Annotated in this window: 18 protein-coding genes and 1 pseudogene; 11 read left to right on the plus strand and 8 right to left on the minus strand. The window is 58.9% G+C overall.

All coding sequences use genetic code 11. The features are described 5' to 3' along the window. The first annotated feature begins 80 nt into the window (after positions 1 to 80). The 4 genes from CAK95_RS05120 (at position 81) to CAK95_RS05135 (ending at position 3,080) form a co-directional block, all read left to right on the plus strand. Positions 81 to 443, plus strand: a complete 363-nt coding sequence (locus tag CAK95_RS05120) for an Ig-like domain-containing protein (RefSeq protein WP_086086956.1) — start codon at positions 81 to 83, stop codon at positions 441 to 443. 267 nt (positions 444 to 710) lie between these two features. Beyond that, entirely contained in the window at positions 711 to 1,337 is a 627-nt protein-coding gene (locus CAK95_RS05125; protein ID WP_147413690.1) for a lipase family protein, read from the plus strand. A gap of 63 nt (positions 1,338 to 1,400) precedes the next feature. Further along, entirely contained in the window at positions 1,401 to 2,585 is a 1,185-nt protein-coding gene (locus CAK95_RS05130) for an alpha/beta hydrolase (RefSeq protein ID WP_086086958.1), read from the plus strand. 15 nt (positions 2,586 to 2,600) lie between these two features. Next, entirely contained in the window at positions 2,601 to 3,080 is a 480-nt protein-coding gene (locus CAK95_RS05135) for a hypothetical protein (RefSeq protein WP_086086959.1), read from the plus strand. 178 nt (positions 3,081 to 3,258) lie between these two features. Here the strand turns inward: CAK95_RS05135 and CAK95_RS05140 are convergent, their stop codons facing one another. Together CAK95_RS05140 and CAK95_RS05145 are read right to left on the minus strand one after the other, a co-directional pair. Further along, positions 3,259 to 4,194, minus strand: a complete 936-nt coding sequence (locus CAK95_RS05140; protein WP_086086960.1) for a hypothetical protein — start codon at positions 4,192 to 4,194, stop codon at positions 3,259 to 3,261. 75 nt (positions 4,195 to 4,269) lie between these two features. Then, positions 4,270 to 5,202 (minus strand): annotated as a pseudogene (locus CAK95_RS05145) (heme o synthase); the annotation flags it as partial. Between the two features lie 425 nt (positions 5,203 to 5,627). Here CAK95_RS05145 and CAK95_RS05150 point away from each other — a divergent pair. Next, entirely contained in the window at positions 5,628 to 6,524 is an 897-nt protein-coding gene (locus CAK95_RS05150; protein ID WP_086086962.1) for a DUF2189 domain-containing protein, read from the plus strand. Positions 6,525 to 6,668: 144 nt separating this feature from the next. Here CAK95_RS05150 and CAK95_RS05155 read toward each other — a convergent pair whose 3' ends face one another. From CAK95_RS05155 to CAK95_RS05180, 6 genes are all read right to left on the minus strand, one after another. Next, complete coding sequence (locus CAK95_RS05155; RefSeq protein WP_086086963.1) at positions 6,669 to 7,001, minus strand: cytochrome C oxidase subunit IV family protein; 333 nt, start codon at positions 6,999 to 7,001, stop codon at positions 6,669 to 6,671. A gap of 8 nt (positions 7,002 to 7,009) precedes the next feature. Next, entirely contained in the window at positions 7,010 to 7,717 is a 708-nt protein-coding gene (locus tag CAK95_RS05160; RefSeq protein WP_086091196.1) for a heme-copper oxidase subunit III family protein, read from the minus strand. Between the two features lie 43 nt (positions 7,718 to 7,760). Further along, entirely contained in the window at positions 7,761 to 8,486 is a 726-nt protein-coding gene (locus CAK95_RS05165; RefSeq protein ID WP_086086964.1) for a cytochrome c oxidase subunit 3, read from the minus strand. Positions 8,487 to 8,498: 12 nt separating this feature from the next. Further along, positions 8,499 to 10,262 carry a cytochrome c oxidase subunit I gene (ctaD, locus tag CAK95_RS05170; protein ID WP_086086965.1) on the minus strand — a complete coding sequence of 588 codons (1,764 nt, stop codon included), beginning with the start codon at positions 10,260 to 10,262 and terminating at the stop codon, positions 8,499 to 8,501. Between the two features lie 88 nt (positions 10,263 to 10,350). Then, entirely contained in the window at positions 10,351 to 11,184 is an 834-nt protein-coding gene (locus CAK95_RS05175; protein WP_086086966.1) for a cytochrome c oxidase subunit II, read from the minus strand. A gap of 319 nt (positions 11,185 to 11,503) precedes the next feature. After that, the gene (locus tag CAK95_RS05180) at positions 11,504 to 11,971 is read right to left on the minus strand and encodes an Lrp/AsnC family transcriptional regulator (protein WP_086086967.1); all 468 of its coding nucleotides are present in this window, start codon (positions 11,969 to 11,971) and stop codon (positions 11,504 to 11,506) included. Between the two features lie 188 nt (positions 11,972 to 12,159). Between CAK95_RS05180 and CAK95_RS05185 the strand changes: the two genes are divergently transcribed. From CAK95_RS05185 to CAK95_RS05210, 6 genes are all read left to right on the plus strand, one after another. Further along, complete coding sequence (locus tag CAK95_RS05185; RefSeq protein ID WP_086091197.1) at positions 12,160 to 12,876, plus strand: aspartate/glutamate racemase family protein; 717 nt, start codon at positions 12,160 to 12,162, stop codon at positions 12,874 to 12,876. A 63-nt stretch (positions 12,877 to 12,939) separates the two neighbouring features. Continuing rightward, the gene (locus CAK95_RS05190) at positions 12,940 to 15,261 is read left to right on the plus strand and encodes a molybdopterin guanine dinucleotide-containing S/N-oxide reductase (protein WP_086086968.1); all 2,322 of its coding nucleotides are present in this window, start codon (positions 12,940 to 12,942) and stop codon (positions 15,259 to 15,261) included. Positions 15,262 to 15,285: 24 nt separating this feature from the next. Continuing rightward, positions 15,286 to 16,230 carry a 4-hydroxy-tetrahydrodipicolinate synthase family protein gene (locus CAK95_RS05195; RefSeq protein ID WP_086086969.1) on the plus strand — a complete coding sequence of 315 codons (945 nt, stop codon included), beginning with the start codon at positions 15,286 to 15,288 and terminating at the stop codon, positions 16,228 to 16,230. 6 nt (positions 16,231 to 16,236) lie between these two features. Beyond that, the gene (locus CAK95_RS05200) at positions 16,237 to 17,016 is read left to right on the plus strand and encodes an SDR family oxidoreductase (RefSeq protein ID WP_086086970.1); all 780 of its coding nucleotides are present in this window, start codon (positions 16,237 to 16,239) and stop codon (positions 17,014 to 17,016) included. Positions 17,017 to 17,040: 24 nt separating this feature from the next. Then, a complete protein-coding gene (locus tag CAK95_RS05205) occupies positions 17,041 to 18,018 on the plus strand; it encodes a Bug family tripartite tricarboxylate transporter substrate binding protein (protein ID WP_086086971.1) in 978 nt (325 codons plus the stop codon). A 52-nt stretch (positions 18,019 to 18,070) separates the two neighbouring features. Continuing rightward, positions 18,071 to 19,327 (plus strand): D-amino acid dehydrogenase, encoded by a 1,257-nt coding sequence (locus tag CAK95_RS05210; protein WP_086086972.1) that lies wholly within the window; start codon positions 18,071 to 18,073, stop codon positions 19,325 to 19,327.

Genomic DNA, 19,327 nt, shown 5'->3' on the forward strand with positions numbered 1-19,327 from the left:
GATCCGCTCCACCGTAAGCATTCTCAGACGCATGACTATATCGAAGCAATTTTCTTGTTCGCGAAAGAAGGAGGCAACCAATGAAACGGAGTATCGTGTTCGTGCTGATGTTCTTGGGCTGGCACGCACCGGCATACGCGGATTGTGGGGTCATGCCGTGGTCCATTCCGTATCTCGGATCTAATACGAGCACATCGATGTCGGTCAGCAGTGGTGAAGTCTGCCAGATCGACACAGGTGCTGGTGGAACAAACATCATTACGTCCGTTGTCATAAGCGCGCCTGCCACCAACGGGTCTGCTTCGACCAACGGCGCAGATGTTGTCATGTATCAGTCGCAACCAGGATACACTGGCCCTGATAATTTCACGTTCACGATTACCGGGAGTGGCCCTGGCGGGAGCGGCTCGTCTTCCATTGCGGTGAGTGTAACCGTGCAGTGACCGATCGATACGCTCATCCTCGTAGCAAAAATGAAAGTTCGATAATCAGCGCAAACACCGGCAGTCCTTCGATTGGCGCGGAATGGCAATTCTCGATTGCCCAATAACGCTATGAATGCGGGTGTTTGGCCCGCAGCCGCAGTTCGGATGGCCTTCCATGACTGCGGTCAGGGGATGCTTCCGGTCAGGTGGGCGGTTGGGATATATCGGTTAGAAGTGGATCGGGGGGAAACTTTCATGCGTCGCTCAATCGTTGGATTTCTGCTTGTGGTCGCGCTGCTTGTGCCTCTCGCGAGTGACGGCTGGTCTCAAAAGGGGCATGATCGTTCCCGAGCAACGCAGCAGGAGCACGCACAGATCTACCTGATCCGGGGCTTGTTCGGGGTGTTTTCCACCGGCATGGACGAAATGGCCGCCCAGCTGAAAGCGCAGGGTTATACTAATGTGACTCTTTGGAGCTGGACCGATGTCGATCAGATTTCGCACGACATCATCGCGGGCCACCAGAACGGCGATGATGCGCACATCATCCTGATCGGCCACTCTCTTGGCTCGGATGCGGTGGTGCAAGTGGCTCAACGGCTGGCGCGCGAGAACATTCCGGTCGATCTCGCGGTGACCTTCGATATCACGGAAAATCTCGTGGTTCCGAACAATGTTGGCCGCTTCTTCAATTTCTACCAGCTCAATGGCTTTGGCCGCACCGCTGTTGAACCTGCCGGATTTCCGGGAGAGTTCAGCAATATTGATCTGTCCAGTCAGACCCAGCTGAGACACGCGAATATAGACAACGCACCGCAATTACAGTCGTTCGTGCGGCAGCAAATCTACGAGCTGACGCATACGCACGTGATGACTGTCGCCGCAAGGCGCAAGGCCAGCCCGCGCGGCTAAGCTGGAGAATGTCGCGAACTACGACATCGCTCCCAGTCCAACCGACAGAGGCGTGATTGTCATATGATTGGATACCGCCGTTTCATCGTTCGAGAGAGCGTTACGCGTAACGCGTGGAGAACCAAATTGTCGCGACATCACCTTGCTTTGGCTCTCCTGGGCGTGGCTTTTCTATGCGGCGCCTGCTCCGAGCGCCCGCTCCAGGGCGTGCTGATCCCTGTCGCGGAAGCAACGCCAGGCACCTCGCGCGTGCCCGTACTGGTCGCCACGACCCGCCAGCGCGCGCCGTCCGATCCCGGCGAGATGTTCAACAGTGAGCGGGCCGAAAGCATCTCCTATGCATCGGTCACCGTTTCAATTCCTCCGGATGCCAACCGCAAGATTGGAGAGGTGCAATGGCCGGCTGTCGTTCCTGGCGACCCAAGCCGGAACTTCGTGACCGTATCGGCGGACTATATCGACAAGAAGGACTTCGCCGCCGCCATTGCAAACACTGCAAAGCAGACCGGCCGTAGCAAGGTCATGGTTTTCGTGCATGGCTTTAACAACCGCTTCGACGATGCGGTGTATCGGTTTGCGCAAATCGTGCATGATTCGAAAGCGCCGGTCGTCCCTGTGCTGTTCACCTGGCCGTCGCGCGGCGAAATCCGGCTTCGCGCCTACACCTACGACCGGGACAGCGCCACCTACTCGCGGGATGCGCTCGAAGACCTGCTCGCCATGCTGGCGAGCTATCCGAGTGTGAAGGAGATCTCGGTTCTGGCTCATTCGATGGGCAACTGGGTGACCCTGGAGGCGTTGCGAGGGCGATCCATGCGAGCCGCGCAGGGGAGAACCAATACAGACAAGCTCAAATACGCGATGCTGGTCGCCCCTGATGTGGATGTCGACGTCTTTCGAACCCAAATCCAGCGCATGGGCGCCGCCAGACCGCGAATCGCCCTATTTGTCTCGCAGGATGACAAGGCGCTGGCTTTATCGAAAATAATTTGGGGCGGTGTACCACGGCTCGGGGAAATTGATCCCAATATCGAGCCATACCGCAGTGAATTCGAGCGTGATAGAATCATGGTCTTTAATCTGACCAAGCTGAAATCGATCGGCGATGATCCCCACGACCGCGCCTTCGAGGACATCACCACTGTCGTGGGCATGATCAGGCAGCGTCTGAGCGAGGGGCAGGCTATGACGGACCATCGCCCAAATCCCATCGCTCACATGGAAAACATATCGGCAATGTCGAGATAGCGGAGGCTGCACGAGATGGACGTTCTGGATGCTGCCCCCTGGGGCACTGACTGGGCTTGGAGCCTGCCGCTGATCCTGGTGAACGTCATCATTCATGTCTTCGGCCTTGCGTTCATCTATGACGCATTCACGTTCTTATTGCGGGAGATCAAGGTTCGCCGCCGTTTCATGATCCGGTTTGCCGAGCTCATGACTGTGGCCGTCTTGCTGATCGTCGTCTTGCACGGCCTGGAGGCGGTTGCATGGGCCCTCGCTTATCTTGGGCTCGGTGCGCTTCCCACCGCCAAGTCCGCGATGCTCTATTCGCTCGGCGCGATGACTGGCTTCGGAGCCGGCAACATTGCCTTGCCATCGCACTGGCAAATGATGGGTGTGCTTCAGTCGCTCGCCGGCGTGCTGCTGTTCGGTCTGACCACTGCGTTCATGTTTGCGATGTTCCAGGCAGTATGGCCGTCGCAACAACAGCATCCAGGCCCCTCTCCAATCGACTCATGACATCGACCTGAATACGAAGGTTGTCGAAAGCAGCGCTATGACGCTCTGCCGGGCACCCAAACGCCGTAAAGGTCCCTGTGGCGCCGGTGGTGGTCCCCAAGTCCTTTCGGGCTGCCCGGACATTCCGCCCCAGGCGCCTCGTCTTCGATAGCAAACGTCGTAGGAGCCAACCCGCGCGTCAAAAGCGCGCGCTGATACCCATGATGGGTCCGTGCTGGAGCATGTCGTATTCGTAAAGCGTGTCGCCACTGCCCTTGCTGAAATCGACATAGAGCGCGCGGTATCCGAGCAAGCCCGACCAGGTGACATTATGCGTCTTGGCGAAGGTCCAGCGGTAGGCGCCAATCGCCTGCCATGAAAACTGACTGCCGACGTCGAAGCCGCCGACGTCACCGCTGAGGGTCAATTCGTGACCGGGCGAGAACTGATGGCGCAGACGAAGCCCTACGATCGGATCGATCCAGGCGACATCGCCAGACTTAGCGACAGCGCGGCCACCGCTGATGGTGAAAGTCCGGCGTGGCAGCACAAGCGCGAGCTGTGCGGTCAGCCCCAAACTCACTTCGGCTTGCTGCCACCACACGCGTCCGCCGCCGTAGATATCGAGTGCGGTGCTCGAACCCATCCCGCCGAAGGGCGATCCCCAGTGCGCGACCTCATACGCGGCAGCGAGCTCAGCAATGATCATCTTGAGGGTCGTATCCAGCTCGGCCTGCGCGCCCAGCGTTGCGATCGGACCAAAGGTGATCGAGCGTGCGCCACCCTTTGAAGCACCAAGCAGCAGGTAGACGAAGTCACCCAAAACAGCGAAGCGATCGTTGCGCGCCTCGAAGCCCGTCATCAACCCAAACAGCTCCTTCGGTATCTTTCGATGGATAATATCGCCGAAGAAGGTGGCATCGACATCGGTCGAGTGCCCTTTAATGGTCGATGTGCCGTTCAGCGACGGCATCCAGAAATAGGGTACGATATCGACCTTCCAGGGAGTTTCGACTGCTTGCGGGATTGCCTTGACCGGCAAAGGCGTCTTGAGATCAGCCGTCAGCGACGGAGAGCTGAGGATCACCGTCCAGACCAGCGAGCCGACAACCAAAATTGAGCTGCGAGAAAACATCGTGCACCCCCAACGTGTCTGCAAGCACGATTCAACAGCCTGCATACTTTATCGGATTCGAATCTTTCAATACAGCTATTCTTGCCCCTTTTGCACATTCAGCACTGTACGAAATCCAAGATGCGCCGGATTGCCTTCGATCAGCAGCACAGCGAAAAGCAAAAACAGATAAAGGATGGAGAAGGCAAATAATTGCCGTGCCGCCTGTTCGGCTGCGCCCCCCTCGGTCAGCGCTTTGACACGAAGGGTGAGCACGAGCATGAGTGCCCCGCCAGCCAGCGAAACAAAGCCGTAAACCGGACCGGCATGACCAAGCACCCATGGCATGACCCCGATCGGCGCAAGAATTAGCGTATAGAAGAATATCTGGCGCCGCGTTTCAATCACGCCGCTCACAACCGGCAATACGGGCACGCCAGCGCGCGCAAAATCCTCAATCCGGTAGAGCGACAGCGCCCAAAAATGCGGTGGCGTCCAGAAAAAAATGATCAGAAAAAGAATCAGGGCTTCAAGGCCAATGCCGCCAGTTGCCGCCGCCCAGCCGATCATCGGAGGAAAGGCGCCGGCGGCGCCGCCGATCACGATGCTCTGTGGCGTCGAGCGCTTAAGCCACATCGTGTAGATGACGACATAGAAAAATATCGTGAAGGCGAGCAGCGCCGCGGCGAGCCAGTTTACGATCAGGCCGAACATACCGACAGACCCGACCGATAACGCCAAGCCGAAGACCAGTGCTTCAGCGGGCGCGATCTTACCGGCCGGCACAGGCCGCCGCACAGTTCGAACCATTGCGGCGTCGATATCGGCGTCGTACCACATATTCAGAGCACCGGCGGCGCCGGCACCGACCGCAATGCAAAGCAGAGCCGTGAGCGCCGTGACCGGATGCATGCCGTCAGGCGCCATCATCATGCCGACAAACGCGGTGAAGACGACGAGCGACATCACTCGCGGCTTTAGCAGCGTGATGTAGTCGGCGACGCTCGCCATGTTCACCTCCGCCGAGGGCGGGGATTTTTCGCCCTGCGCCTCGTCGTGATGTTGCGTCCTGGCTCACCAACTCGCGGTCAGGCGTTTGCCACTTGCGCTCAACCGGCACCCAAATTCCTGCATAAGGCTAGCCGTTTAGGCCCCCGTCAGCAAACTCGGACCCTGCAAACTTGGCCCCCGTAATGGCCGCCGACGCTGTCCGTGGATGGGCCATCTGATCTTTTCGCAAGTGCGTTGTCCTCGCGGACCTACCCCACGTAGGAACATACCAGCACCTCCCGCAGGCCATTAAAATGCCCTCCATCAGAGGGGCGACAATCTTGACGGACGGGCGTATATTTCCACATGCAGGTCGCAGCTACCGCTTGACCCGCGCCGCAAATGACGCCGAGCGTCACCCGGAGCCCCGCGATCGTTCTTGAACGGCTCACGGAGGCATAGACATGGCCACTCTCCACGTCATCGACGGCGCCAGCGGCGCCTCGGCGAATCTCGTCGTCCGCAAAATTGGATTTGCGGATTTAAAGGACGCGATCACCAAAGGTGTCGACGACTTCTGGGCGATGCCAACTCACGTCATCCTGCTCAGCGTGATCTATCCTGTGGTTGGGCTGCTTCTCGCCCGTATGTCCTTCGGCTACGATATGATGCCGATCTTGTTCCCTCTCGCGGCCGGCTTCGCGTTGCTTGGCCCATTCCTGGCCATCGGACTTTACGAGTTGAGCCGACGCCGCGAAGAGGGCCTCGACACATCATGGAAACACGCGTTTGAAGTCGCTCGCAGCTCGTCCGCTGATGCCATTTTTGCGCTCGCGCTGATGCTGGTGATTCTGTTTGTCGCCTGGCTTGCGGTCGCCCAAGCGCTTTACCAGTCGCTGTTCGGCTATGGAGTGCCGGAAGCCGTCGGGCAATTCATCAATCAGATCTTCACAACGCGAGAGGGCTGGATTCTCATCATTGCCGGCAATGCCATCGGCTTCCTGTTCGCCGTTCTGGCCTTCTCGATCAGCGTCGTTTCCTTTCCGCTGTTGCTGGATCGCGATGTCGGCACGGTTGTTGCCGTTCAAACGTCAGTCAAGGCGGTTTTGCTCAATCCGGTCGTCATGGCGGCATGGGCGCTCTTCATCGCCGTTGCGCTGGTGATCGGTGCGCTGCCATTCTTTGTCGGACTTGCGGTTGTTATGCCGATCCTCGGACATGCGAGCTGGCATCTGTACCGCAAAGTCGTGGCGCCGGATGACAGCCCACGACCGACACTGCACCAACCGCGGAAAGGACATCGCTACGCGGCCGATTTCCCGGCGGTTCTCTTCCCATGGGCACGCGAAGATAAAGACTGACAAAACGCTCCGCTGCCTGCAAAGGGCCGCTCATTCTCTGACAAGGCCGCATCCTGAATTCGGGTGCGGCCTTAAAGTATGAGGCCTCAAAACGCGAAACGGTTCTCGGACAACATCAAACGCGCACCGCGATCGAGCGACATCTCATCCTCCGCCAAAGAAGACGACACGCATGAGATGAGTGTAATCAGATTCAAGCGCCATGATGGCCACGAACACCAAAACAAAAACGGGTGGAACGAGGATGGCGTAGGAAAGCGCCAGCCGCTCCCAGGCCATATGCATAAAGACAGCGACGATCAGGCCCGCCTTCAAGGTCATGAAAGTGAGGATCAGGGACCATCTGAGAAATCCCTGAAGGGCAAAATAGTCCACGAGATAAGAGCCGATGCTCAGAATGAACAGCCACCCCCACACGACAAGATAAAGCTTGATCGGGTGCTGTTGTCCTTCGGCGTGCGCTGCAGCCTGTGCCATGGTTCGCCTCACCACAGATAGAAGAAAGCAAAGATGAACACCCAGACGAGATCGACGAAATGCCAGTAAAGCCCCATGATTTCGACGATCTCGTAGTTCCCTTTCCTGCTCGTGAAAAAGCCGCGCCTTTCATGGTCGAAATCGCCCCGCCAGACCTTGCGCGCGATGATAACGAGGAAAATCACACCGAACGTCACGTGCGTGCCGTGAAAGCCCGTGATCATGAAGAAGTTGGATCCGAACTGAGCCGCGCCCCATGGGTTTTCCCACGGCCTGACGCCTTCATGGATCAACTTGGTCCATTCAAATGCCTGCATTCCAACGAATGCGGCTCCTAATGCTGCCGTCAGCAGCATGAAGACCGCGGTTTTGGTACGATCGCGGCGATAGCCGAAATTGACTGCCATCGCCATCGTCCCGCTGCTGCTGATCAGAACAAACGTCATGATCGCAATGAGGATGAGCGGAATTGAATGACCGGCTATCGTCAGGGCGAAGACTTCACTCGCATTCGGCCATGGAACGGTGGTCGACATGCGCGTCGTCATGTACGAGAGCAGGAAACAACTGAAGATGAAAGTATCGCTCAGGAGAAAGATCCACATCATGGCCTTCCCCCAGGACACATTCTTGAACGCACGCTGATCCGAAGACCAGTCCGAAACAATGCCTTGCCAGCCTGACGGCGGCTCAAGGGTCCGGCCCGCCTCCACCATCACATCCTGCGTATGCGTCAACGCGTGATCGGCCATGACCGTGCTACCTCGATCCCGGGATGAGTTGGATGCAACGCACGAGAAACTCGGTAAATGAATCGCCCGGCTCCATCAGCAGCAATCCGAACAGGATCAGCCATACCAGCAGCAGGAAATGCCAATAGATCGCGCACAGATCCACGCTGAGTCGCACCTGGCTTGCCCGCTCGCTATGCCAGACTTTGTTCGCGGTTCTACCCAAGGCGACGATGCCGCCGAGCACATGAAGCCCATGCGCGGCAGTGAGAACATAGAAGAAGGTATTGGCGGGGTTTGAGGCCAGACCGTATCCGGCACTCGCGAGCTGGTGCCAGGCTATGATCTGCCCGCCAAGGAAACCAAGCGAGGTCACACCGGCGCCAAGCAGGCCAAAGGTTACACCATCCATCTCATCCCGGTTCGCGGCCACCCGCGCCCATTGCAGGGCGATGCTGCTCAGGATCAGCACGAATGTGTTGAACCACAGCAGCGCCGGCACCGGCAGCGGCCGCCAATCCCCCATTTGCATGCGCATGAAATACGCGCTCAGGAACAGCGTAAACAAAGCGCCGGCAACAACGATGAAGAAACCCAACCCGACTTTGGCGGGCGAAATTTGTGATGAGCCCGCACCGGAGACCTCGCCCACAGGTCCGGCTTCCAGCCAGGGCTTGGCCATCAGCCTTTGATGCGACAACCACCATGCCGCAAACACACCGAGCACCGCCAGAAACAGAATGATGACGCCCACAGCGCCTCCTCCTCAAGCGGTTTGCCTGATCCCGGGTTGATTCTGCGGTACGAAGTCCCGATCGGATCCGGGTACGCTATAGTCATAGGCCCAGCGATAAACGACAGGAAGTTCTTTGCCCCAATTGCCATGGGCCGGCGGCGTCTCCGGCGTTTGCCATTCCAGTGTCGTGGCATGCCAGGGATTGGGGCCGGCCTCCTTGCCGCGGAAAAGGCTCCAGACCAGATTGAACACAAAAACCATCTGAGCAAAGCCAACGATCAATGCGACAATACTGATGAACGCGTTCAGATCGTGCGCCGATGCCGGAATGAAGTTGGTTTCGCCAATGTCGTGGTAGCGACGCGGCATACCGAGCAGGCCGAGATAGTGCATCGGGAAGAAGATCGCATAAGCACCGAGGAACGTGACCCAGAAGTGGAACTTGGCCAATCCGTCATTGAGCATGCGCCCGGTCACCTTCGGGTACCAATGATAGATCGCTCCGAAGATGACGAGGATCGGAGCCACGCCCATCACCATGTGGAAATGGGCGACGACGAACATCGTGTCGGACAATGGAACGTCGACGACCACATTGCCGAGGAACAAGCCCGTAAGGCCGCCATTCACGAACGTGACGATGAAGCCCAGCGCAAACAGCATCGGCGGGGTGAGATGGATGTCACCACGCCACAGGGTCAGAACCCAATTATACACTTTGAGGGCCGTCGGTATGGCGATGATCAGTGTCGTCGTGGCGAAGAAAAATCCGAAATACGGATTCATGCCGCTCACATACATATGGTGCGCCCAGACGATGAAACTGAGTGCCGCGATCGCCACGATCGCCCACACCATCATACGATAGCCGAAGATATTCTTTCTCGCATGCGTGCTGATCAGATCTGAAACAATACCGAAGGCCGGCAAGGCGACGATGTAAACTTCGGGATGACCAAAAAACCAGAACAGATGCTGGAATAGAATCGGGCTGCCTCCGCGATAGCTCAGCTGTTCGCCCATCGAAATGAGGGCCGGCATGAAGAAGCTGGTTCCGAGGAGCCGATCGAACAGCAGCATCACGCTGGCGACGAACAAGGCCGGGAATGCGAGGAGCGCCAGAATCGTGGCGGTGAAAATCCCCCAGATCGTCAACGGCATTCGCATCAATGTCATGCCGCGGGCGCGCCCCTGCAGCACCGTCACCACATAGTTCAGCCCGCCCATCGTGAATCCGATGATGAACAGGATCAGTGACGTGAGCATCAGGATGATGCCCCAATCCTGCCCTCCCGGCGTTCCGGTGAGAATGGCCTGCGGCGGGTATAGCGTCCAGCCTGCGCCGGTGGGACCGCCCGGCACAAAAAAGGTTGCCAACAGCACAATGACGGCAAGCAAATAGATCCAGTAGCTCAGCATGTTCACATAAGGGAACACCATGTCCCTCGCACCCAGCATCAGCGGGATGAGGTAATTGCCAAAGCCACCGAGGAATAATGCGGTGAGCAGATAGATCACCATGATCATGCCGTGCATGGTGATGAACTGCAGATATTGCTCAGGATCGATAAACGAAAACCGGCCCGGAAATCCCAATTGCAGCCGCATCAGCCATGACAACACCAGGGCGACGAAGCCAATGGCAAGAGCCGTGACGGAATATTGGATGGCGATGATCTTGGCATCCTGCGAGAAGACATACTTCGTCAGCCAGCTCTTGGGATGATAGAGCTCGACGTCCGGGACTTCAGCCGGTGCAACGCCGGTCGTTCCGCCAAGCGGGACATCAACCATCGAAATGCCCTCGTTGTTCGTTTCCTCTCAGACGCGGCGCGTTTTGGCTTGCATCATGCCGTTGCTTTTGCCGGATGCCGTGTCTGCTTCATTCACTCCCTAATTGGTTCGCCGTCCTTGCCGTTTTCGATCGCCCCGACAGTTCAGCGAATGTTTTCTGTTGTTGCAGCCAATCGTGATAGTCACCCTCGTCCTCGACGATCACCTTCCCGCGCATCTGCGCGTGCCCAACGCCACATAGCTCCGCACAGAGAACTTCGAAGGTGCCGGTTCTGATCGGGGTGAACCAGAAATAGGTGACCGATCCGGGCACGAAATCCATCTTCGCCCGGAACTCGGGAACATAGAAATTGTGCACGACATCGGTTGAGCGAAGCAGAACCTTGACCGGCTTGCCAATCTGCAAATGAAGGTCGTCGCCAACGATCACAAGATCGTCTTGTCCATGAGGATCGTTCGGATTCAAACCCAAAGGGTTGTCAGCACTGACATAGCGAATATCGGACGTGCCCAGCCGACCATCCTTGCCGGGAAGACGGTAGCCCCACTGCCATTGCTGACCCAAAACCTCGATCTCGGTCGCTCCGTCCGGCACCGTGATGAACTGATGCCAGACGACCAGACCCGGAGCGAGCATGGCCGCCACGCCGACGCCGGTGCCCACGCTCAACCACCATTCGAGCCTCTTGCTCTCCGGCTGATAAGCTGCTTGCCGCCCGGGCTTGTGGCGAAAGCGCAGGACGCAGTACGCCATAAACAAAACGACGGCGCAGAACACGCCACCGGTGATCCAGAATGTGATGATGATCGTATCGTCGATAAAACGCCAATTCGAGGCGATAGGCGTCCACCACCAGGGGCTCAGCAGGTGGAAGACCACCGAGCCGACCGCTACCAAGATCATTACGATCGCTGTCTTCATCTCTTCATTCACCCTTGCGTCAAGGCACCACGGGCATGAATTCAGAGGCGATTTCTATGGACTATAATACAATGAAAGCTGATTAGAAAAGCCCTGCCTTTTGCGTTAAGCCGGTCGGACGCGGTATTTCAGACACCCATCAATCAGATCACGGCGCGGCCAAGCCACACATCCTGTCAATCGGCGCGATCTTCGCGACCGCACAAATTTGAGTTTATGAGGGGCGCGCGCTTCGACCGAGATCGCCGTACGCTCAATGATCTGATAGCCAATGCGCCGCGTTCTTCTCGATCTTACGACATCGTGGCCTCCCGAAAGGCTATGATATCTTGATATAGCTCGTCGGAACCGCAGTCGTGAATTTCATCTCTTCCATCGCGATGGCAGAACTGATGTCGAAGAATTCCACGCGGCGGATCATGCGCTGATAAACCGCATCATATGTCTCCACGTCTGGAACAACGATGCGCAGCAGGTAGTCCGCCTCGCCGGTCAGCCGCCATGCTTCGACGATCTCGGGGATGTCGATAATCATCTCGCGAAAGGTCTGAAGCCATTCGGCGGCGTGCCGCGGCGCTTTCACCGAGACGAAGACGGTCATCGGCAGGTTCACTTTGCGGCGGTCGAGCAAGGCGACACGGCGCAGGATCACGCCATCGTCTTCAAACCGCTTGATCCGGCGCCAGCACGGCGCGGTGCTGAGCCCGACCTTGTCCGCGATCGCGGTGACCGATACGGCTGCGTCCTTTTGCAAAATATCGAGAATACGCTTGTCGATCTCGTCCATGGGGACACCCTTATGGCCTTCATTTTCTCCATTATGCCATGATGCAGTAATAATTTTCAATATAGGATCATAATCAGCAATTTTTTTGCTCTTATTCCGTAGTATAAGCAAAAAGGAGATGATCATTTTTCCTGGCCGTGTTGCTAGTCTTTCGCTGGCTGATTTCTGGCGAAAGCGAGCGCAACACCATGAAAACCATTGGACTCTTGGGCGGCATGAGCTGGGAAAGCACCGCGGTTTATTATCGGCGGATCAATGAAAATATCCGGGACCGGTTTGGCGGCCTGCACTCCGCCGAGGTGCTGATGCGCTCGGTGAATTTCGATACGATTGTCGCATTGCAACAAAGCAACGCCTGGGATCAGGCTGGCGCAATCCTGGCGCGCCTGGCCAAGGATCTGGAGCAGGCGGGCGCCGACTGTATCGTGATCTGCACCAACACCATGCACAAACTCGCGGATATGGTTCAGGAGAGGATTTCCATCCCGCTGCTGCACATCACCGACGTGACCGGACAGGCGTTGAAGGCCGCAGGCGTCCGCACGCCGCTGCTGCTGGCAACACGCTATACAATGGAGCAGGATTTCTATCTCGCGCAATTGCGCGACAAGCATAGATTATCGCCCATGGTCCCCGACGCCGAAGACCGTACCACGGTTCACGACATTATCTTCAGCGAGCTATGTTGCGGCGTGGTGCGGAACGAGTCGCGGCAGCGTTACCTTGACGTGGTCGCGCGAGCCCACGCGGCCGGCGCCGACAGCGTCATTCTGGGATGTACAGAGATCGGGCTCCTGATCGGTCCAAACGACCTCAATCTGCCGACATTCGATTCCACGCTGCTGCATGCTGATGCCGCAGTCGCTTTCGCGCTCGACGAACCACGCACGCGCCACGCGGCATGAGAGGTTAGCGTTCGTGTCTGATCGGTTGTCACACATCCTGAAGCCCCGCGGGACTTGCATCCGATGACCATCGCACGCGTCCCATCGCTGGCTCATTGGGGCGCATTCACTGCGATCGTTGAGAACGGCCGGGTTGTCGCCTGCGAGCCCTTTGCGCAGGACGAAGCACCGTCGCCGATGCTCGATGCCATCCCGGAGATGGTCCACTCGCCCCTGCGGATCCGCAAGCCGGCGATCCGCGACGGCTGGAGTGACGGCGCACCACGCACCGGCCATGACAGTTTCCGCGAGATCGAATGGGAGGAAGCGCTGGACCTCGTGACGTCGGAGATCCAGCGGGTCCGCGGCGCTTATGGCGATACCGCGATCTTCGGCGGCTCCTATGGCTGGTCCTCGGCGGGGCGATTGCATCACGCGCGCTCGTTGGTGCGGCGCTTCCTGTTTCAAGGCGGCGGCTGTGTCGATCAGTTCGGCAATTACAGTTGGGGCGCAGCGCAAATTCTGTTGCCGCATGTGATCGGCACCTATCAGCCGGTCACCGGACGCGTCACCGACTGGGTGTCAGTGGTCAAGCATACCAAGCTCATCATCGCCTTCGGTGGGCTGCGCTTGTCAAACGCGCAGGTGACGTCGGGTGGCGCCGGCGGACATTTCCTCAGAGGCTGGCTCCACCGGGCAAAGGCCGCCGGCATCAAATTCGTGATGATCAGCCCGACGAAATCCGATGCGCCGGATTTCCTCGACGCGGAATGGCTTCCGATCCGGCCCAATACTGACACCGCCCTGATGCTGGCGATGGCGCATACATTGTTCACCGAGGGACTCGACGACACAGAATTCCTCGCTCGCCACTGCGTTGGCGCCGACCGCTTCAGGTCCTACGTGCTGGGTGAGAGCGACGGCACGCCGAAGGATGCGGACTGGGCTGCAGCGATCTGCGGCATCGACGCGAGCCGCATTCGCGAGCTGGCGCGTTCCGCCGCGTCTACCAATAGCCTCCTGACTTGCACCTGGTCGCTCCAGCGTGCGCGACATGGCGAACAGCCCTATTGGGCGCTGATCGCGCTCGCAGCAATGCTCGGCGGCATCGGCCTGCCCGGCCGGGGCTTCGCTTTCGGTCATGGCTCGCTGAACGGCGTCGGTGTGCCCCGGCTGCCGCTGCCGGGGCCGGAACTGCCGTCGCCGAAGAATCCAGCCAAGATCGGCATCCCGGCTGCGCGTGTCACCGACATGTTGCTGTCGCCCGGCGAAACGTATGACTTCAACGGCCGTCGCGAGACTTATCCAGACATCCGGATGATCTATTGGGCTGGCGGCAATCCGTTCCATCACCATCAGGATCTCAATCGACTGCGGCGCGCCTGGCAGAAGCCGCAGACCATCGTCGTACATGATAGCTGGTGGACGCCGACAGCACGGCATGCCGATATTGTGCTGCCCGCGACGACATCGCTGGAACGCAACGATGTTGGCGGCTCGTCACGCGATCCCTTCATCCTTGCCATGCGTCAAGCAATCCCGCCTGTCGGAGAGGCGCAAAGCGATTATGAGATTTTCCGTCAGCTCGCCGCCCGGCTCGGTTACGAGCAGACCTTCACGGAAGGCCGGGATGAGATGGGATGGTGCCGCCTGATCTATGATGACTTCCGGGCGAGCGCGGCCAGGCAGTCGGTGACTTTGCCCGATTTCGAGGATTTCTGGGACGCCGGCTTCGCTGTCTTGCCGCCACCGGAGAACGATTTCGTGCTGTTCGATGCTTTCCGCCGCGATCCGGAACGCAACTCCCTGAATACTCCGTCTGGCAAGATTGAGCTGACCTCCGACACCATCGCCGGCTTCGGTTATGACGATTGTCCGCCGCATCCAGCCTGGCTGCCGCCGGAAGAATGGCTCGGCGGCGAGCTCGCGCGGCGGTGGCCCCTCCATTTGCTCACTCACCAGCCGGCCGGACGGCTGCACAGCCAGATGGACCCGGCCTCGATCTCGCGCGGCGAGAAGGTCCATGAGCGCGAGCCTGTTCGCATCAATCCGGCCGATGCAAAAGCGCGCGGTATCGCGAGCGGCGACGTGATCCGCTTGTTTAACGATCGCGGCGCTTGCCTCGCTGCGGCGGTGATCGACGACAACGTGATGCCTGGGGTGTTGTTGATGGCGACGGGCGCATGGTTCGATCCGGACGGCGCAAGCGGCCGGCCGGAGCGCCACGGCAATCCCAATGTGTTGACGCGGGATGTCGGAACGTCCCGGCTGGCGCAGGGACCAAGCGCACTGACAGCGCTTGTCGAAGCCGAACGTTGGCAGGCCGCTCTACCGGCCGTACAAGTTTTTATACCGCCGGTTGTGCGGGCGGCGATGCCGGTGAATAACGATCGTACGCATGCGTGAACCCCTGGAGATGGAGCACCCTTGATGAAAACCAAGACATTGATGACCGGATCATTCGTCGCGCTGATCACACCGTTCAATAAGGATGGTACGGTCGATTTTGCAGCCTTCAAGGAACTGCTTACCTTCCACGAGAATAACGGCACCAGCGCCATTCTCATCATGGGATCGACTGGCGAAAGCTCGATGCTGTCGCAGGATGAGAAGAACCGCATCATCGTCGAGGTAGCGAAGATGAAGACGGCCCGCATGCCGATTTTCTTCGGCTGCACCGGCAATAACACCAGCCAGACGATCGCCAATGTGAGATTTGCCAAAGACAACGGCGCGGACGGCGCCATTTTGGCCGCGCCGGCTTATATCTGCGCGCCGGAGGCGGACATCGAAAGCTTCTTCCTCGAAGTCGCCGACGCCACCGATCTGCCGCTTGGCATCTACAACAACCCGCCGCGGGTGAAGAGCGATCTGCATTGGGATCAACTGATCCGCATTTTTCAGCATCCCAATTATGTGGTGCACAAGGAATCGACCGGCCGCGTCGGTCAGGTGGCGCAGGTTCTCGCCGCAAAGACTGGCGTTGCGGTGATGTGCTGCGACAGCCCCAATCTCGGCCTCGTGGTTCCGACCATGAGCCTCGGCGGTCATGGCACCGCCAACATGACCGGCAATCTCGCACCGGCCGAACTCGCCACCATCTCCAAGCCCTGGACCAGCTATGCCGAAGCCGAGGGCTTCCGGAATGCTTATCTCGGCTTGCTTCCGCTCCTGCATTACACCTATTCGGCAATCAATCCGGTCGCGGTGAAATCGCTGATGAAGGCGCTCGGCATGCCGTCCGGCGATTTGCGTAAACCACTCACCGGGCTGGAAGGCGAAGCACTCGCCAAAGGCATCCGGGTCATCCAGGAACTGGGTCTCGACAAGAAATACGGCTATCGCATCAAACCACTCTCCGCTGTTGCAGCTTGATCGGCGATGGATCTCGGCATCAGTGGCCGCAAGGCTCTGCTCATCGGTGCAAGCCGTGGTTTGGGCAAGGCCTGCGCACTCGCACTTGCCCGCGAGGGCGTCGATGTCACCATCGTCGCCCGCACACCCGAGGTGCTGGAACGCACCCGCGCCGAGATTCGCGCGATCTCTAAAGCGGATGTGAGCTGGATCGCGGCGGACATGACGTCAGAGCAGGGACGCGCGGAAGCGCTGAAGGCGTGTCCCGCTCCTGACATTCTTCTCAACAACGCCGACGGCCCGGTACCGGGCGATTTCCGCGCTTGGACACGCGAGGACTGGCTCGGCGCGATCGATGCGATGATGCTCGGGCCGATCGACATGATGCGGCGAACGGTCGATGGCATGATGGAGCGCGGCTTCGGCCGCATCATCAATATCGTCTCGCGCAGCGTGAAAATTCCGCAGCTTGAGCTCGGCCTGTCGAACGGCGCACGCTCAGGACTTGTCGGCTTCGTCGCAGGATTAGCGCGCCAGACGGTCGCGCACAACGTGACCATCAACAATATCCTGCCCGGCATCTTCGACAGCGACGCGCAATATCGTCACATCGAAGGCATGCTGGAAGCCGGCGGAAAGTCGTTCGACGAAATTTGGCGTGAACGCGCAGCCGCAAATCCGGCGAAGCGCTACGGACGCCCCGAGGAGCTTGGCGCCTATTGTGCCTTTCTCTGCTCGGCGCATGCAGGATTCGTCACAGGTCAGAACATCCTGATCGATGGCGGCAGCTATCCGGGTACGTACTGAAACATTGCGAGAAAGGTTCGTTCCATGAGACGTTTGTTTATGTTCGCCGCGCTCGGTGCGGCGGTGCTCGGCCTGTCATCGGTCAGCGTGCGCGCGCAGACCAGCTTTCCCTCACACACGATAACGATGGTCGTGCCTTATCCAGCCGGCGGCTCGGTCGATGGCGTGGCGCGGATTTTGGCTCAGGCTTTGCACAACTCGCTCGGCCAGCCCGTCATCGTCGAGAATCGGGCCGGCGGCGCCGGTGGCATCGTCGGTGCCAACACCGTCGCGAAGTCCAGTCCCGACGGCTACACGCTGTTGCTGACCGCATCGATCCATGTGGTCACGCCCTTCCTGCACAAGAAGGTGCCCTACGACGTGGTGAAGGATTTCACACCGATCTCGCTGGTCGCAGCCGGCCCGCTGGTCGTCAGCACGTCGCCCAAAGTGCCGGCGAACAACCTCAAGGAATTATTTGAACTGGTGCGCAAGGAGCCGGACAAATACACCTTCGCCACGTCGGGCTTCGGCTCGGCCGGTCACCTTGCGATCGAACTGCTGAAGCGTGACGCCGGCGTCAACACACTGGTGATCGCTTACAAGGGCGCCGGACCGGCGCTGACCGATCTGATGAGCGGCCAGATCCAGCTCATGGTTGATCCGATGCTGTCATCGATGCCGCTGGCCAGGGCCGGCAGTATCAAGGCGCTGGCCATCACCAGCACGAAGCGTGTCGCAGTAGCGCCGGAAATTCCGACCCTTGCGGAATCCGGCATGCAAGGCTTCGACTTTGCGTCGTGGTACGGCCTGTGGGGACCGAAGGACATGCCGGCCGCCGTCGTCAGCAAGCTTCAGGCCGAGGTCGCGAAGGTCGTCTCGCAGCAGGATGTCAAGGAACGCCTTGCGGTCCTGGGCTTTGAATCCATCGGTTCGACGTCCGAATATTTCACAAAATACATCGCTGATGAGATGACGAAATACGACCAGATCATCAAAGCCTCCAACATCAAAGCTGAGTAGGCGTGCCAATACACCAGCCGGTTTCGCTCTATCAGGATGACGGGCGGACGGGATGAAGGTTCTGGTTCTAGGTGCCGGCGTCATCGGCGTCACCTGCGCGTATTATCTCAATCGGGCCGGACATGAGGTCGTCATCGTCGACCGTCAGTCCGGCCCGGCGATGGAAACGAGCTTCGCGAATGCGGGCGGTGTCTGTCCTGGCTTTGCAGGGCCATGGGCGGCGCCCGGAATGCCATGGAAACTGGCGCGCTGGCTGCTGGAGCGCCATGCGCCCTTATCCTTCCGTCTACGGCCGGACAGTCATCAATGGCGCTGGCTTGCGGCCTTCCTGCGCAATTGTTCGCCCGAACGCTTCGTCGACAATAAAGCACGCATGCAGCGCATTGCGCATTACAGCAAGGCTTGCCTTACGTCTCTGCGAGAAGAGACCGGCATCGCCTACGACCAGCAATCGGCGGGCGTACTCCAGATCTTTCGCACTGAAGCAGAATGCGCTTTGGCCTTGCACTCATCGAACGTGCTGGAATCGTTCGGCATCCGGCATACGATCGTAAATGCGGAAATCGCAACGACGATCGAACCCGCGCTGAAGCGGTCCACGGTCTCGATTGCCGGCGGCCTGCATCTGCCGGACGACGAGACCGGCGACTGTCATCTTTTCACGACGCGGCTCGCCGATCTGCTGCGCGAGCAGGGCGTGGCTTTCCAGTTCGACACGACCATTCGCGGATTACCCGCCGAAGGCGGGCGCATCACAGGCATCGTGACCGACAAAGGCGTCATGAGCGCTGATCGTTATGTTGTCGCGCTCGGAAGCGAAGCGCCCCTGCTGCTGCATCCGCTGGGGATTGATCTTCCGGTTTATCCGGTGAAGGGCTATTCGATCACGCTTGCGATTGACAACGACGATAGCGCTCCGCGCTCGTCGGTCATGGACGAACATACGAAGGTGATGATCACGCGGCTCGGCGCGCGGCTGCGCGCGGCCGGTGTCGCCGAAATCGGAGGCTATGACCGCGACACGGATCCACGCCGCGCATCGGGTGTGCGCGCTGCCGCCGCCGCGCTGTTTCCCGACGCCGGCGATTATGATCGCGTGACCTATTGGTCGGGCCTGCGTCCGATGACACCGGACGGTCCGCCCTATCTTGGTGCGACACACTTGCCAAATCTGTTTCTGAATCTCGGCCAAGGATCGAATGGCTGGACGCAAGCCTGTGGCTGCGGCCGCATCGTGGCAAACCTCGTGAGTGGCGCCGCACCGGAGATTGACCTTGATGGCTTGACGCTGATGGATCGCAAAACCTGA

The organism is Pseudorhodoplanes sinuspersici (genome assembly GCF_002119765.1).
In the GTDB taxonomy this organism is placed as follows: Bacteria; Pseudomonadota; Alphaproteobacteria; order Rhizobiales; family Xanthobacteraceae; genus Pseudorhodoplanes; species Pseudorhodoplanes sinuspersici.

Excerpts from the sequence above, each read along its gene's own strand:
- CAK95_RS05120 (WP_086086956.1), top strand. The coding sequence starts at position 81 with ATGAAACGGAGTATCGTGTTCGTGCTGATGTTCTTGGGCTGGCACGCA.
- CAK95_RS05130 (WP_086086958.1), top strand. The coding sequence starts at position 1,401 with ATGATTGGATACCGCCGTTTCATCGTTCGAGAGAGCGTTACGCGTAAC.
- CAK95_RS05135 (WP_086086959.1), top strand. The coding sequence starts at position 2,601 with ATGGACGTTCTGGATGCTGCCCCCTGGGGCACTGACTGGGCTTGGAGC.
- CAK95_RS05140 (WP_086086960.1), bottom strand. The coding sequence starts at position 4,194 with ATGTTTTCTCGCAGCTCAATTTTGGTTGTCGGCTCGCTGGTCTGGACG.
- CAK95_RS05150 (WP_086086962.1), top strand. The coding sequence starts at position 5,628 with ATGGCCACTCTCCACGTCATCGACGGCGCCAGCGGCGCCTCGGCGAAT.
- CAK95_RS05155 (WP_086086963.1), bottom strand. The coding sequence starts at position 7,001 with ATGGCACAGGCTGCAGCGCACGCCGAAGGACAACAGCACCCGATCAAG.
- CAK95_RS05160 (WP_086091196.1), bottom strand. The coding sequence starts at position 7,717 with ATGGTGGAGGCGGGCCGGACCCTTGAGCCGCCGTCAGGCTGGCAAGGC.
- ctaD (WP_086086965.1), bottom strand. The coding sequence starts at position 10,262 with ATGGTTGATGTCCCGCTTGGCGGAACGACCGGCGTTGCACCGGCTGAA.
- CAK95_RS05175 (WP_086086966.1), bottom strand. The coding sequence starts at position 11,184 with ATGAAGACAGCGATCGTAATGATCTTGGTAGCGGTCGGCTCGGTGGTC.
- CAK95_RS05180 (WP_086086967.1), bottom strand. The coding sequence starts at position 11,971 with ATGGACGAGATCGACAAGCGTATTCTCGATATTTTGCAAAAGGACGCA.
- CAK95_RS05185 (WP_086091197.1), top strand. The coding sequence starts at position 12,160 with ATGAAAACCATTGGACTCTTGGGCGGCATGAGCTGGGAAAGCACCGCG.
- CAK95_RS05190 (WP_086086968.1), top strand. The coding sequence starts at position 12,940 with ATGACCATCGCACGCGTCCCATCGCTGGCTCATTGGGGCGCATTCACT.
- CAK95_RS05195 (WP_086086969.1), top strand. The coding sequence starts at position 15,286 with ATGAAAACCAAGACATTGATGACCGGATCATTCGTCGCGCTGATCACA.
- CAK95_RS05200 (WP_086086970.1), top strand. The coding sequence starts at position 16,237 with ATGGATCTCGGCATCAGTGGCCGCAAGGCTCTGCTCATCGGTGCAAGC.
- CAK95_RS05205 (WP_086086971.1), top strand. The coding sequence starts at position 17,041 with ATGAGACGTTTGTTTATGTTCGCCGCGCTCGGTGCGGCGGTGCTCGGC.
- CAK95_RS05210 (WP_086086972.1), top strand. The coding sequence starts at position 18,071 with ATGAAGGTTCTGGTTCTAGGTGCCGGCGTCATCGGCGTCACCTGCGCG.